Source organism: Trichococcus sp., assembly GCF_049684335.1.
Classification (GTDB): Bacteria; Bacillota; Bacilli; order Lactobacillales; family Aerococcaceae; genus Trichococcus.
Genome location: NZ_JBAVFV010000056.1, coordinates 1 through 14,604 on the forward strand (window position 1 = coordinate 1; position 14,604 = coordinate 14,604).

Consider the following 14,604-nt stretch of genomic DNA (forward strand, 5'->3'; position numbering starts at 1 on the left):
TATTTTTTAACGATGTTTACTTTTTCTTCCACAGTCCAACGCCTATTTATTCGCATAAAAAAACCCCCAATAAAGTAGAATAGAAATTTTTGTTATTTCTACTGTCTACTTTATTGGGAGCTTATCACATCGGGAAGGGGTCGCTTTATTATTTTTCTTAGCTGTTTTTCGGTCCGGGAGTGGAGGCGATCAGTTCCATGTTGCCGGCCAGGGACCAAGCCGAAACGGTCGCAGGCAGGATGAAGTGGTCGCCTTTCTGCAACGGATAGGCTTTTCCGTCGACAGTCAGACTGCCGGTGCCTTCGATGACGCTTCCCAAGGTGTAGGGAGCGGTCTTGCTGAAGGCCATTTCCGAAAGGATATCCCATTTATAGACAGTGAAATAGTCGCTTTCGATGAACGTCGTCACGGTATTGTCGTCCACTGTGGTTGTTTCGAAATGGTTCGCAGGATCTTTATGCGGAATCATCGACACATCGATGGATTGTTGGATGTGCAGGTCGCGTGTGTTGCCTTGATCGTCTTTGCGGTCGAAGTCGTAGACGCGGTAGGTTGTGTTGCTGCTCTGTTGCGTCTCCAGAATCATGATGCCGCCGCCGATGGCATGGATAGTGCCGCTCGGAACGAAGAAGAAGTCGCCTTTCTTCACTTTGACATGGCGCAGCAGGCTATCCCAGTTTCCTTCCACAATCATTTCCGAGAACTGTTCTTTTGTTTGGGCATTGTGTCCGTAGATGATTTCGGCATCGTCATCGGCATCGATGATGTACCAGCACTCCGTTTTCCCCAATTCGCCTTCATGCTTCAGCCCGTATGCATCATCGGGATGAACCTGGACGGATAAGGCTTCCGCAGCATCGATGATTTTGGTCAGCAATGGGAAGACGGGCGAAGTCGGATTTTCGAACAGCTCAGGATGCTCCGCATAGAGGACATCCAGTTTGGTTCCGGCGTATGGACCGTTTTCCACGGCTCCAGTGCCGTCAGGATGGGCGCTGATCGCCCAGCATTCCCCGGTATGGTCACTGGGAATGTCGTAACTGTAGATGTCGCGCAGCTTTGTGCCGCCCCAGATTTTTTCCTGCAGAACAGGTTGGATAAACAATGGCTCTTGCATATTTTTCCTCCTAAGTTTCTTCGTGTCTGAACGAATCCGTTCAGCGTTTATCACTGTTTGATGATGTCGGTGATGGTGTACGAACGTGTATCGAAGCGGCTGCGGGAAGTCGAGTATTCGAAAGGCGTTCCGTTGGTAAGATAAACGACTTGTTCCACTTCAAGGATCGGAGTATGTTGATCGCATTCCAATTCCTGCCAGTCCAGTTCATTGGATCGATCAGCGTGGATTTTTCGGTAGGCTCCGCCGATTTTGAGCCCTAACGTATCGCGGATATGGTCGTAGATGGAACGGTGGATGATGTCCTCCGTCAGGTCCTTCACCAATCCAGCAACAAAGTAGGTATTTTCCAGTATATAGGGTTTGTCGTCGATGATTCGTAAGCGCTGCAGATGATAGACAGGCTGATTGTCATCCAGCATCAGCAAGGCTTGGATATTTTTGGGAGGGAACAGGATATCGAACAGGATGATTTTACTCTTTACCGTTTTATTTGGGAACTGTTTCGATAAGCCTGCGTATTCATCTGCTTTGGAATCCCCGCTGTTCCAGAGGGCGCTCTTGATGACAAAGGTGCCGACACCCCGTTTGCGGAAAATCAGGCCTTCCATTGCGATCATATCGATGGCTTTCTTTAAGGTCATCCGGCTGACGCCGAATTCTTCCGCCAGCGCAATCTGGTCCGGGAGCATTTCATCTTCCGCATACTCGCCATCAGCGATGCGGCGGCGCAGTTCATCTGCGATTTCTTCATATTTTTTCATTGCAGTCGATCCTTCCGGAAATTACACGATTTCATTCCCCATTATACCGTAATGGCTAGACTTGAAACAAGTTAACCTTTACATTTGGCTGATTAAGGAAAGGCAAATGGCCCGAAGCAGGTTGCCTCGGGCCATCTTCATTAATAAACCAAAACCGGCTTAGGCAGCTTCCTCGACAGTAAGTGCCAAATTCGCTTTATCGACAACCATCAGGAATGGATACCACATCAGACCGACGATTGCGAAGTCAATCAGTTGCAACACGCCGCCCATGACGGAGTTTGTGGCCATCATGCCGCTGAAGAATAACGGAACAGTCCATGGAACCGTTACGCCTGTTGGAGTAGGGAACAAACCGGATGCCATAGATAAGTAGTTTACGGTCGTTACGATTAAAGGTGTCAAAATCCAAGGGATAGCGATGGATGCGTTCAATACAATCGGTAAGCCGAAGATAACAGGTTCGTTTACATTGAATAAACCAGGTCCAATCGCTAAACGACCGATGTCTTTCATTTGACGGCTCTTCATGACGAAAGCCATCAAGATCACTACCATCAACGTCATACCGGAACCACCTAAACCAACTGTAAATGTTTCCATGAATGGCTTTGTGATAATGTGCGGTAAGGCTTCGCCAGCTTTAAAAGCATCCAAGTTTTCCAAAGCCAAGGTGTTCCAGATCGGATCCATGACGGAGTTGACGATGATTTGGCCATGTAAGCCGAAGAACCAAAGGATTTGCACGAAGAATAGAGAAACCAAAGTAGCAGGCAAGCTGCTTCCCAATCCAACAAGCGGTTTTTGGATGACGGTGTAGACCACATCATGCAAGTTTGTCGTGAACACGCCAGAAACCAATGCATTAAGCAGCAGGAAAACGGTAAGTGTAGAAATTGCGGGAATCAGGGCGGCGAATGAGCGGGCAACGGCATCAGGAACACCTTCAGGCATTTTGATGACGATGCCTTTTTTGGTGATTCTCACATAAATCTCAGCTGCGATGAAGGCAGCCAACATGCCGATGAACATTCCTTTAGCGCCTAAGCGATCCAAGGAAAGGGCACCGCTGACTTCAGCACCGTCTGCTGTTGTAAAGTTGAAGGGTGTCAAAATCAAGTAAGAAGCTAATGAAACAGCTCCTCCGAAGATGCCATCCTCATCGTAGGAACGGGTCAGGTAGTAACCAATCCCGAAAGTGATGAAGATTGTCATGATGGACATGGTGGCATTTTGCCCATTGCCGAATAGGCCGCCGAGCGTTCCTTTCATGTCATCACTCCAGAACGGTAGGTTGTTCAATACAACGACGATTGAACCGAACATCGTCAGTGGAAAAGATAGCATAAAAGCGTCACGCAATACTGCTAAGTATCTGTTTGAGCCGAGCTTGCCTGCAAAGGGTGTTAATTTTTCCGCTAAATTATCAATAAAATTATTCATTAATCATTTTCCTTTCCTGGGAACCTTATGCGTCAAAACCATTATTGTCAGAAACCTCTTTGAACCAGTAGCCACTTTTCTTAATTGTGCGTTTTCCTTCTTCCGCCAGATCCACCGCTATAAAGCCGTAGCGATTTTTGTAGGCGTTGGTCCAGGACCAGTTATCCATGCACGTCCACATGTGGTAGCCTTTCACATTGCAGCCTTCCTGCAACGCTTGATGGACATATTTAAGATGTTCTTGGACAAATTCGATACGGTAATCATCTTCGATCCTGCCATCCGCGTTTATGTAGCGCTCTTCGCCTTCCACACCCATCCCGTTTTCAGAAATGAAGCACGGTAGGTTGCCGTAGTTGTCCCGGACATTGATCAGGCAATCGTAAATGCCTTTTTCGTAGATTTCCCAGCCGCGGTACGGATTCATTTTGCGTTCTGGCCAGATATAATTGTCGAAGTAATCATCCGGCATCGGCTTGTCGGACAAGCGTTCCTTGCTTTCTTTTTTCATGATGCGTCTTGGCTGATAGTAATTGATTCCCAGAATGTCGATGGTATTATGTTTGATGAGTTCTAATTCCGATTGCGTATATTCCGGTAAGTAATCCAATTCCTTTAACAGCGAAACCAAATCTTCGGGGAAGGTGCCTTTGATGGCAGGATCCAAGAAGGAACGGTTGAAGAAGGCATCAGCGAGATGGGCTGCCTTGACGTCTTCAGGATCATTCTCATTGCGCGGGTAACTAGGAGTCAGATTGAGGATGATGCCGATTTGCCCTTCAGGGTTCATTTCATGATAAATTTTGATGGCTTTTGCGCTTGCCAAAGTTTCGTGATAAGCGACTTGAACGGCTTTTTTCATATCCACGACACTAGGGTAGTGGAATTGGTAGAGATAGCCGCCTTCGACCGGAACGATCGGTTCATTGTGGGTGAACCATTTTTTAACGCGGTCGCCGAACAGCTCAAAGCAGATGCGCGCGTAATCCGCATAGGCATCCACGACTTCTTTGCTTTCCCAGCCTCCTTTCTGTTGTAATGACAACGGCATATCAAAGTGATAGAGATTCATGAAAGGTTCGATGTCGTTGGCCAACAGCTCATCGATGTAGCTGTTGTAGAACGCCACCGCTTCCGGATTCACTGCGCCAATCCCATCCGGAATCAGACGGCTCCATTGAATGGAGGTTCGATACGTCGTGTGTCCCGTTTTTTTCATGAGTGCTATATCTTCTTTGTAGCGATTGTATACGTAGGATGTGTCTTCAGGACCGACTTGATTGAAGAACAGTTCCGGGTTCTGTTTGTACCAGTGATCCCAGATGCTGTCCCCCTTGCCGTCTCCGGCAACCGTGCCCTCTGTCTGCGGTCCGCTTGCTGCCGATCCCCACCAAAAACCTGCAGGAAATTCATACTTCATCTAAACAACCTCTTTTCTATGTCTATACATAACTTCAAATAGAATTATACAAAACAGAAAAAGAAAATGCAATCGATTTCAACGAAAAATATATATTTTTATTATTTCTCAATTATTTTCACGTTCTGACGAGAATTCAGGTGTTGATTATGGTATAAAGAGAACAAACAGGTTTGGAGGCGATAGGTGATGAAAATTGGAGTCATCGGGTTAGGGAATATTGCGCAAAAGGCGTATCTTCCAATCATGGTTGAGATGCAGGATGAGGTGGAATGGCATCTGTGCTCGCGGAACAGGGAGACGCTGGAAACGGTAGGGAAAAAATTCGGCTTCCAACATTTGTACACTTCGATTGAGGAATGGTTGGACAGCGGAATCGAGGCGGCCTTTGTGCATGTAGCTACCGTTGCCCATGCGGAAATCATCCGCAAGCTACTGGAGAGCGGCATTTCGGTATATGTGGACAAGCCCATCAGTGATGATCTGGAAGAAACAAAGGAACTGATCGAGTTGGCGGATGCCAAGGGCTTGCTGCTTACTGTGGGCTTCAATCGCCGTTTTGCTCCGATGGTGGAACGATTGAAAGGGATTCCTGACAAAAAGATGATCCTGATCCAGAAAGATCGCGTGAAGAATGTTGAACCGGTCCGCTTCGCCGTCTACGATCTTTTCATCCATATCGCAGATACCGCCTTGTATTTGTTGGACGATGAGGTGGTTTCGGTGCAATCGCATCTTGTCGAAAACGAAGGGGAATTGAAACGGCTATGGCTGTTGCTCGAAACGAAGAACACCACTTGTTTCGTTTCGATGAACTATGAAGCGGGAGCCAATCAGGAGGTCATGGAAGTCCAAAGTCCGGAGGGAATCGCGCGCGTGCTGAATTTGACCGAAATGACCATCGAACAAAAAAACGGCAAGCAGCAAATAGCTTTTGGCGATTGGGAAGGAACGCTCCGCAAGCGAGGATTCGCGCCGTTGATTGGTTCGTTTATCGCGGGCGTAAAGGAACATATAAATCCCGTCGCCACAGAATCAAGCTACCTGAGCCACTCTTTGTGCGAGAAAATTCTCGCCGACAACGGATTCGGAAACAATCCAAGTGAATAGACCGGAATATTTGTAGGTACAATTTATTTTTTTATGTTAATTTGTTCGTACATGTCTGGTATAATATAAATCAGCAAGGCCTAGGATCATTAAATGGAGGTGAAGGATGACAAAAGATATGACTGCCGGCAGTACTGCGAAGCTGCTCGTGCTGTTCGCGGTTCCGATGCTGATAGGGAATATGTTCCAACAGCTGTACAGTTTAGCGGATACGGTCATCATTGGCAGGACATTGGGAGTGGACGGACTGGCGGCCATCGGATCAGTTGGCGGGGTGCTCTTTTTTATCCATGGATTCGGAATAGGGGTCACCTCGGGTTTAGGAATCGTCATCGCGCAGCGCTTTGGCACGAAAAATGAGGAGCGGATCCGCAAGAGCATCACGATAAGCGTCTGGATCACGCTTGCCATAACAGTCCTCATCACCATCCTGAGCGTTTGGCTCGCTGAAGATATCCTGTTGTTCATGGATACGCCGGCAGAAATACGCAAGGAAGCCGAAGCTTACTTTTTGGTCTTGATGTGGGGTTCGGTGGCGATCATGGTATTCAATTTGTTGAGTAACATCCTGCGTTCACTGGGTGACAGCAAACTGCCATTGGTCATCCTGGTGATTTCTTCCCTATTGAATGTGGTATTGGATTATGTGTTCATTGTCTGGTTTTCTATGGGGGTTGCAGGAGCAGCGCTGGCGACAGTTGCGGCGCAATTATTCGCCAGTTTTCTCTGTTTCGTATATATCCGGAAAAAAATGGCGATTCTGCGCTTTTCCAAAGAAGATTGGCGCATGCAGCCCGCGGACTTCTCTTTGCCGTTGAAAATTTCGCTCCCAATCGGTCTGCAAGCCTCCATCATTTCAATCGGTTTGATTGTATTGCAGAAAAGTCTGAATGGCTTCGGACCGGAAGCGGTCGGTGGATACGCCATCGCCCAAAAATTGGACATCATGGCAACATTGCCGATAGCCTCCATCGGTATCGCGATGGCGACTTTCGCAGCCCAAAACTACGGGGCCGGATTGTATTCGCGTATTTGGGTAGGCGTGCGCATCAGTTTGCTGCTGTCCTTTGTCTACAGCATTGTTTTAGGAGGAGCGCTTTTGTTCTTCGGGACGGACATCATCCGGCTGTTGTTCAATCAGAATGATCCGGCTGTTTTGGCATATGCGCATACGTATTTTATTGCGACGGCCAGCTTCTATCTTGTATTGACTACATTGATCATTTTGCGGTATACGCTGCAAGGTGTGGGCGACAATGCTGCGCCTACTTTTGGGGGTGTGATGGAGATGGTCGCGCGCGTCCTCGTTCCGTTGGGATTTTCGGGTCTATTAGGCTACCAGGCGGTCGCCTTTGCCAATCCCGTTGCATGGGTGGGGGCTGCCGTTCCCATGATGTACGCGTATCGTCAGTTGAAAAGGAAATTGACATTATTGGAAGGGAACAGACACAAGGAAACGGAGGGTGACCGATTGGTTGAATTGTCGGATTGATAACCCATTATTGCTGCATATCTAAGTTAATAAACTGATATAAACCGATTCGGAATATGTTATAATAAGATTAAATCATGATTATAAAAGTTGGTTGAGGAGTTCAATACTAGATTCACTATCTTGAGGAGGAAAAAAATGTTTGATCAAATTGATGAGTTAGCAGTTAATGCAGTACGTACACTTAGCATAGACGCCGTACAGAAGGCCAATTCAGGGCATCCTGGTTTGCCGATGGGAGCGGCTCCGATGGCCTACGCGCTTTGGACAAAACATTTGAAAGTCAACCCTAAGAACAGTTTGTGGGCAGACCGTGACCGTTTCGTATTATCAGCTGGACATGGGTCATCCATGTTGTACAGTTTGTTGCACTTATCCGGCTTCAATGTGAGCCTGGACGACGTGAAGAACTTCCGCCAATTCGGCAGCAAAACACCTGGACACCCGGAAGTGCATGACACGGACGGCGTGGAAGCGACGACCGGTCCATTGGGCCAAGGGATCGCAAATGCGGTCGGGTTCGCAATGGCAGAAGCGCACTTGGCTGCTACCTACAACAAAGAAAACTTCCCGGTTGTGGATCACTATACGTACTTCCTGAACGGCGACGGCGATCTGATGGAAGGCATCTCCCATGAAGCAGCCAGCTTGGCTGGCCACCTGAAATTGGGCAAACTGATCGGTTTGTATGACTCCAACGATATCTCCTTGGATGGACCGACTTCGAAATCATTCACGGAAGATGTAGCTGCCCGTTTTGAAGCCTACGGCTGGCAACATATCTTGGTCAAGGACGGCAATGATCTGGAAGCCATCTCGAAAGCCATCGAAGACGCGAAAGCTGAAACCGAAAAACCGACTTTGATCGAAATCAAAACCATCATCGGTTTCGGTGCTCCTGACGCAGGAACGCACAAAGTGCATGGTGCTCCGCTAGGGGCGGAAGGCGTTTCTTTCGCAAAAGCGGCTTACGGCTGTGCGGATGAAGCTTTCTGCGTACCGGCTGAAGTTACAGCTCGCTTCAATGAAAAAATGGTTGAAGAAGGCCAGCAGGCTGAAGCTGCCTGGACTGCACTATTCAACGACTACAAAGCAGCTTATCCGGAATTGGCGCAGCAATTCGAAGATGCCATCGCTAACAAATTGCCTGAAGGCTGGCAAGACAAACTGCCGACTTATGAAGTGGGCAGCGCAGCAAAAGCAAGCCGTGTGACCAGTGCGGAAGCGATCCAAGCATTGGGCGAAGCTGTTCCTTATTTCTGGGGCGGTTCTGCGGACTTATCGTCTTCAAACAACACAATGATCAAATCGGCAAGCGATTTTGAACCGGGCAACTATGCCGGCCGCAACATCTGGTATGGTGTGCGCGAATTCGCGATGGCCGCCATCATGAACGGCATCGTTCTGCATGGCGGAACGAGAACATATGTGGGGACATTCTTCGTCTTCACTGATTACTTGCGCCCAGCGATGCGTTTGGCTGCCATTTCGCACTTGCCTGGCACTTACGTGATGACGCATGATTCGATCGCAGTCGGTGAAGACGGCCCTACGCATGAGCCGGTGGAACATTTGTCCAGCTACCGCGGCATGCCGAACTTGACGGTTCTGCGTCCGGCCGACGGCAACGAAGTCAGCGCAGCATGGGAAATCGCCGTGTCCTCAGCAGACAAACCAACGATGTTGGTGCTGACGCGCCAAAACTTGCCTGTCCTTGAAGGAACGCCAACTTTGGCCCGCGAAGGTGTGAAGAAAGGTGCTTACGTACTTTCTCCACAACAAGGCGAAACGCCTGCCGGCATCCTAATCGCAACCGGTTCGGAAGTGAGCTTGGCCGTGGAAGCGCAAAAACAATTGCGTGAAGCTGGAGTGGACGTCTCTGTTGTGTCCATGCCGAGTTTTGATCTGTTCGAAGCGCAGGATGCAGCCTACAAAGAAACAGTCTTGCCTGGCGCAGTCCGCAACCGCATGTCCATCGAAATGGGCGCGACCTTCGGTTGGGAACGTTATGTCGGTCTTGATGGCCTTGCCTACGGCATCGACACTTACGGTGCGAGCGGCAACGGTAATGTGGTAATGGCTGAGTATGGCTTCACCACTGATAAAGTGGTTGCAGCCTATCAAGCGAAATTCGCAAAATAGACTGATTTTAGACTAGTCAAAGTCAAAAAGCTGCATCTACTCCTTTGGGAGCGGGGGGCAGCTTTTTGTGTCCGGGTGTGGCCGGTATGTTTCCAAGTAGAGACAGACCGGAAAAGTGGGCGGATCGGAGAAATTCCGTAAAGTGCTCCTATGCTTTTGGCGCGATTAACGATAAAATAAGAAATATCATATACTCGGAAGTTCATCTCGCTTTGCCTGGAAAGGTTCAAGGGAGATGGAACCGGAATGCGCCATGGAGGGGATAGACCAGTGAAAACCGTTCAAGTGAAAGATGTCGTCTTCAACGAAGGCAGGCCTAAAATTTGCGTGCCGTTGGTAGGGAAAACAAAACAAGAAATCGTCGCAGAAGTCAAAATGCTGGAAAACGTTGCTTTCGATCTGGCGGAGTTGCGCATCGATTTTTTCGAAGGGGTAGAGCACCCGGAGCAAGTCGAAGCTTTATTGGCCGAAATCAAAAGCCTCTACAAAAAGCCTTTGCTGTTCACCTTCCGCACCAAAAAAGAGGGCGGAGAGCGCGAACTGAGCTTGGAGCGCTATTTTGAATTGAACCGTTTTGTGATCCGGAGCGGACTGGTGGATATGGTCGATCTCGAACTGTTCAGTTCTGAAGAAGAAGTGGCCAAATTGATTGCCGAAGCGAAAGATAAAAACGTGAAAGTCGTTTTGTCGAGCCACGATTTTTTCCTGACGCCGCCTAAAGAGGAAATCGTCGGAAGACTGGTGAAGATGCAGGAGCTTGGGGCTGACATCACGAAGATTGCGGTCATGCCGCAAAGCGAGGAAGATGTCCTGACGCTGCTGGCGGCGACGTTGGAAATGAAAAAAGCGAAAGCGGACCGTCCATGCATCACGATGTCGATGGGGAAATATGGCGTCATTTCGCGGTTGGCAGGAGAGTTGTTCGGTTCATGCCTGACTTTTGCGGCGGCGAAAGACGTTTCCGCGCCCGGTCAGGTATCGGTTCGCGAAGTCCGTTCCATCCTGGCAATTTTAGCACTGGATTGAAAGGCGACGGGCGAGCGGAGCGGTTCAGAACTTTCGGATTTCCGCTCAGGTCCGGGAAAGCCTCCGTTCACCGGAGTTCCCCTATCTTTATTCAAGCAGGAGAACAAATTAATAAGAGCACCAAAAAGGCCACCCATCAAGGTGGCCTTTTTGCTGTCCGGTTGTCCGGATTGTTTCATCGCACAATCAGCTTCTCGGTTTAAAGCTGCTTACTTTCAACAAAATTTGGTTGATGCCAAGCAACAGTTCGTCCGTCAATTCGATATCTACCGACTTGATGTTATCCTCAATCTGCTCCGGACGGCTGGCGCCGATGATGGCGGAGCTGATACCGGGTTGACGCAAAATCCAGGCCAAAGCCAGTTGCGGCATGGTTATTTCCAGTTCGTGCGCGATGGCTTCGATTTCCCCGACTGCTTCCAAAAGGGATTCATTTTCCAGGTATTTTTGCATCGTGCTGTTCAGTTTGCTATTGGCGGCACGGCTGCCTTCCGGAACTTGTTGTCCGGATTTGTACTTGCCGGTCAGGATGCCTTGTCCCAATGGAGAAAAGACGACTTGCCCCATTCCGTTGGCGACGGAGACGGGCAGGACATTGACCTCGATGTAGCGCTCGATCATATTGTAGATCGGTTGGTTGGAAATGAGTGGCCGGAAATTATGCTGTTTTGCGATCTGGTGGGCTTCCTGGATTTGATCGGCTGACCATTCGCTGACGCCGGCATAAAGGATCTTGCCTTGACGCTGCAAATCATCGAGCGCCCATAGCGTTTCCTCCATCGGTACGCTCGGATCGTAACGGTGGCATTGATAGAGATCCATATAATCCATATTCAGGCGTTTCAGGCTGGCATCGCAGGATTCGATGATGTGTTTGCGCGACAAACCCCTGTCGTTCGGCCCGTCCCCCATCGGGAAATAGACTTTGCTGGCGACGACTAAACTAGAGCGCCGGTAGTCCTTCAGCACTTTACCGAGCACGGTCTCAGCAGCACCCTTTTCATAAACGTTGGCTGTGTCGAAAAAGTTGATGCCTGCTTCGTACGCGGTCCGGATGCATTCCTCTGCTGTTTTATCCGCTACTGATTTTCCGTACGTCAACCAACTGCCCAGTGCGATTTCGCTGACACGCAAACCACTTTTACCTAGATTCCTGTATTTCATCCACTCGTCCTCCTTGATTTTGATGCCATCCTTTTATCCATTAATCCGACTAAGACAATAGGCAAAATAGCTTTATATCCTTATCATAAGCTACAAAATCGAAATCGCCAAAGGAAAAGGCCAACAAATCGAAGAAAATGGAAGCGCTGTGATTATTTTTGTATTAACGATAAAAAAAGGTATACTTGATGTAAGGAACGGTGTCAAAAAACAGAAAGGATGGTGTCTATAAATGACGAACATAGACGAAAACATCATGGTGTCTCTGCGGAGAGAGAATGCCAATCGGATGGTGGCGTTGCCGGACGGAAGCGTCATGCCGCAAGTGGGGCAAGGAACGTGGTACTTGGGTGAGGATCCCGCAAAAAGGCAAGAGGAAATCGAGGCTTTGCAGTTAGGCGTACAACTGGGCATGACTCTTATCGATACAGCCGAAATGTACGGGGATGGGAAGTCGGAAAGCTTGGTGGGGGAAGCGATCAAGGGCATCCGTGACCAAGTCTATCTTGTTTCCAAAGTGTATCCTCATCGGGCGAGCCGGAATGAAATTTTGGCTGCCTGTGCCGAAAGCTTGCGCAGATTGGATACGGACCACTTGGATCTCTATCTGCTTCATTGGCGCGGAAATGTGCCCTTGTCCCAAACGATAGCCGGGATGGAGCAGCTTAAGGCAGAAGGGAAAATCGGCAGATGGGGCGTTTCCAACTTCGATATCCATGATATGCAGAGCCTCTTATCGATGGAACACGGGAACCAGTGCCAAGTCAACCAAGTCTTATATCATTTGGGCTCCCGCGGGATAGAGTATGACCTGTTGAAATGGCAACGGGAGCGTAACATTCCGATTATGGCCTATTCGCCATTAGCCCAAGGAGGCCGATTGCGCGGGCAGCTATTGGAGAGCGAGGAAGTGCAAAATATCGCCAAGAAACACAATGTCGAAGCAATCCAGGTCATTCTGGCATGGTGCATCATTCATCCGGATGTGGCAGCGATACCGCGCTCTTCCAACCCTGAGCACACATATCTCAATGCCCAAGCTTCTAAAATCCGTCTGGATGATGATGATCTGAAACTGTTGGATGCCCGGTTCCCAGCGCCTACTTTCAAAACGGCTTTGGATATCATTTGATCGTGAAACAGATTGTTTCATTTTGGAAACAAAAATCATTATAGAGAACCTGCAATCAAAATGTAAGGGGATTCTTCCGATGCGTCGCGGTTGTGCTAAAATGAAATCATGAAAGCGAAAAGCCCTTTCATTGACGGTGGGAATGAAAGCCTTTCCTGGCCTAATGTTCGGGATCTTATCCGCTTGTGTCAGAGAATGCATTGTCACGACAGAATTTTTGAGCCGGAAAGCAAAAAGAAACCAAAAATAGGAGGAAGCATGCATGTCGAAAGAAGCTTTGAAGATTGTTACGATTGGTGGAGGTTCCAGTTATACACCGGAATTGATTGAAGGATACATCTTAAGAAAAGATGAATTGCCGATAAAAGAGATTTGGCTGGTGGATATCGAAGCAGGTAAGGAAAAACTGGAAATCGTTGGCGCAATGGCGAAACGCCAAGTCGAGGCGGCTGGATTGGACTGGGAAGTCCACTTAACATTGGATCGTTTCAATGCTTTGAAAGATGCGGATTTCGTAACGACGCAATTCCGTGTAGGTTTACTGAATGCTCGTATCAAAGATGAGCGTATTCCATTGTCCCATGGTGTTTTGGGTCAAGAAACTAATGGTGCAGGCGGAATGTTCAAAGCTTTCCGTACGATTCCGATTATCGGCCAAATCATTGCGGATATGAGAGTGCAATGTCCGGACGCATGGTTGATCAACTTTACCAACCCGGCTGGCATGGTGACTGAAGCAGCCATCAAACATTTCGGTTGGAAGAAAACAATCGGCTTATGCAATGTTCCAATCGGACACCGCAAAGTTGCAGCAGAAAAATTAGCGATTCCTGAAGATGAATTATTATTCAAATTTGCCGGAATCAACCACTTCCATTGGCACCGTGTCTGGGATGACAAGGGTGTTGAACGCACCGATGAAGTGATTGATATGGTTTACGGACCGCAAAAAACCGAAGATGAAAACCATCTGAAAAACATCCACAGTGCGCAATTCCACTATGAGCAATTGAAAGATTTGGGAATGCTTCCTTGCGGATACCACCGTTATTATTACATCGAGGATGAAATGTTGAAACATTCCGTCGAAGAGTTCGAAAAAGGCGAAACACGTGCGCAAGTCGTCAAGGCAACAGAAACGCGTTTGTTCGAGCTGTATAAAGATCCAGCATTGAACTACAAGCCGGAAGAGTTATCGCAACGCGGCGGCACGCACTACAGCGATGCAGCTTGCGAAGTGATCGCGTCGATTCAAAACGACAAACGCACAGACATGGTCGTATCAACAGCGAACAATGGCACGATCCAAGATATGCCATACGACTGCGTAGTAGAAGTTTCCGCTTTGATCACAGCTCATGGCGCAGAACCATACAACTGGGGCGAAATGCCTTCCGCAGCCCGTGGCTTATTGCAAGGCATGAAAGCGATGGAAGAAACAGTCATCCGCGCAGCCATCACAGGCAGCTACGGTGCGGCATTGCAAGCTTTCACAATCAATCCTCTTGTGCCAGGTGGTACAACGGCTAAGACTTTGTTGGATGAATTATTGTATGCACACAAAGAGCACTTACCACAATTTGCAGAAAAAATCGCTGAAATCGAAGCAAACCAACCGGAAACAGTTGCTTACGTCGATGAATTGATGAAATCCAACTAAAAAAAGATAGCACAAAAAGAGTGGCTGCCATTTCGGGCAGCCACTCTTTTTGTGCTGGTGAACTCCGGTGAGGGAGGTCTGGCCGGAGTTGCGTCCGCATTCAGCCGCTGTTCCCCTCCCGCGAATCATCACAC

General features: G+C 48.5%; 11 protein-coding genes. 6 read left to right on the plus strand and 5 right to left on the minus strand.

From position 1 onward, the window contains the following. Positions 1-157: 157 nt before the first annotated feature. The 4 genes from manA to WBM30_RS10185 form a co-directional block, all read right to left on the minus strand. Entirely contained in the window at positions 158-1,117 is a 960-nt protein-coding gene (manA, locus tag WBM30_RS10170) for a mannose-6-phosphate isomerase, class I (protein ID WP_424900612.1), read from the minus strand. Positions 1,118-1,167: 50 nt separating this feature from the next. Next, complete coding sequence (locus WBM30_RS10175; RefSeq protein ID WP_424900613.1) at positions 1,168-1,881, minus strand: GntR family transcriptional regulator; 714 nt, start codon at positions 1,879-1,881, stop codon at positions 1,168-1,170. Between the two features lie 159 nt (positions 1,882-2,040). Beyond that, a complete protein-coding gene (celB, locus tag WBM30_RS10180) occupies positions 2,041-3,324 on the minus strand; it encodes a PTS cellobiose transporter subunit IIC (RefSeq protein WP_424900614.1) in 1,284 nt (427 codons plus the stop codon). Between the two features lie 25 nt (positions 3,325-3,349). After that, on the minus strand, positions 3,350-4,744 hold the full coding sequence (locus WBM30_RS10185; protein WP_424900615.1) for a glycoside hydrolase family 1 protein: 1,395 nt from the start codon (positions 4,742-4,744) through the stop codon (positions 3,350-3,352). A gap of 189 nt (positions 4,745-4,933) precedes the next feature. Between WBM30_RS10185 and WBM30_RS10190 the strand changes: the two genes are divergently transcribed. The 4 genes from WBM30_RS10190 to aroD all read left to right on the plus strand — a co-directional run bounded on the left by WBM30_RS10190 (position 4,934) and on the right by aroD (position 10,514). Next, positions 4,934-5,854 (plus strand): Gfo/Idh/MocA family protein, encoded by a 921-nt coding sequence (locus WBM30_RS10190; RefSeq protein WP_424900638.1) that lies wholly within the window; start codon positions 4,934-4,936, stop codon positions 5,852-5,854. Between the two features lie 106 nt (positions 5,855-5,960). Then, a complete protein-coding gene (locus WBM30_RS10195) occupies positions 5,961-7,346 on the plus strand; it encodes an MATE family efflux transporter (RefSeq protein WP_424900616.1) in 1,386 nt (461 codons plus the stop codon). Between the two features lie 138 nt (positions 7,347-7,484). Next, the gene (gene tkt / locus WBM30_RS10200) at positions 7,485-9,488 is read left to right on the plus strand and encodes a transketolase (protein WP_424900617.1); all 2,004 of its coding nucleotides are present in this window, start codon (positions 7,485-7,487) and stop codon (positions 9,486-9,488) included. A gap of 270 nt (positions 9,489-9,758) precedes the next feature. After that, positions 9,759-10,514 (plus strand): type I 3-dehydroquinate dehydratase, encoded by a 756-nt coding sequence (gene aroD / locus WBM30_RS10205; RefSeq protein ID WP_424900618.1) that lies wholly within the window; start codon positions 9,759-9,761, stop codon positions 10,512-10,514. A gap of 186 nt (positions 10,515-10,700) precedes the next feature. Here the strand turns inward: aroD and WBM30_RS10210 are convergent, their stop codons facing one another. Next, positions 10,701-11,678 carry an aldo/keto reductase family protein gene (locus WBM30_RS10210; RefSeq protein WP_424900619.1) on the minus strand — a complete coding sequence of 326 codons (978 nt, stop codon included), beginning with the start codon at positions 11,676-11,678 and terminating at the stop codon, positions 10,701-10,703. 232 nt (positions 11,679-11,910) lie between these two features. Between WBM30_RS10210 and WBM30_RS10215 the strand changes: the two genes are divergently transcribed. Both WBM30_RS10215 and WBM30_RS10220 read left to right on the plus strand, forming a co-directional pair. Further along, positions 11,911-12,810, plus strand: coding sequence for an aldo/keto reductase (locus tag WBM30_RS10215; RefSeq protein ID WP_424900620.1), 900 nt, complete (start codon positions 11,911-11,913; stop codon positions 12,808-12,810). Between the two features lie 262 nt (positions 12,811-13,072). Continuing rightward, positions 13,073-14,470: a 6-phospho-beta-glucosidase gene (locus WBM30_RS10220; RefSeq protein WP_424900621.1), complete on the plus strand. Its 1,398-nt coding sequence runs from the start codon at positions 13,073-13,075 to the stop codon at positions 14,468-14,470. Positions 14,471-14,604: the final 134 nt, after the last annotated feature.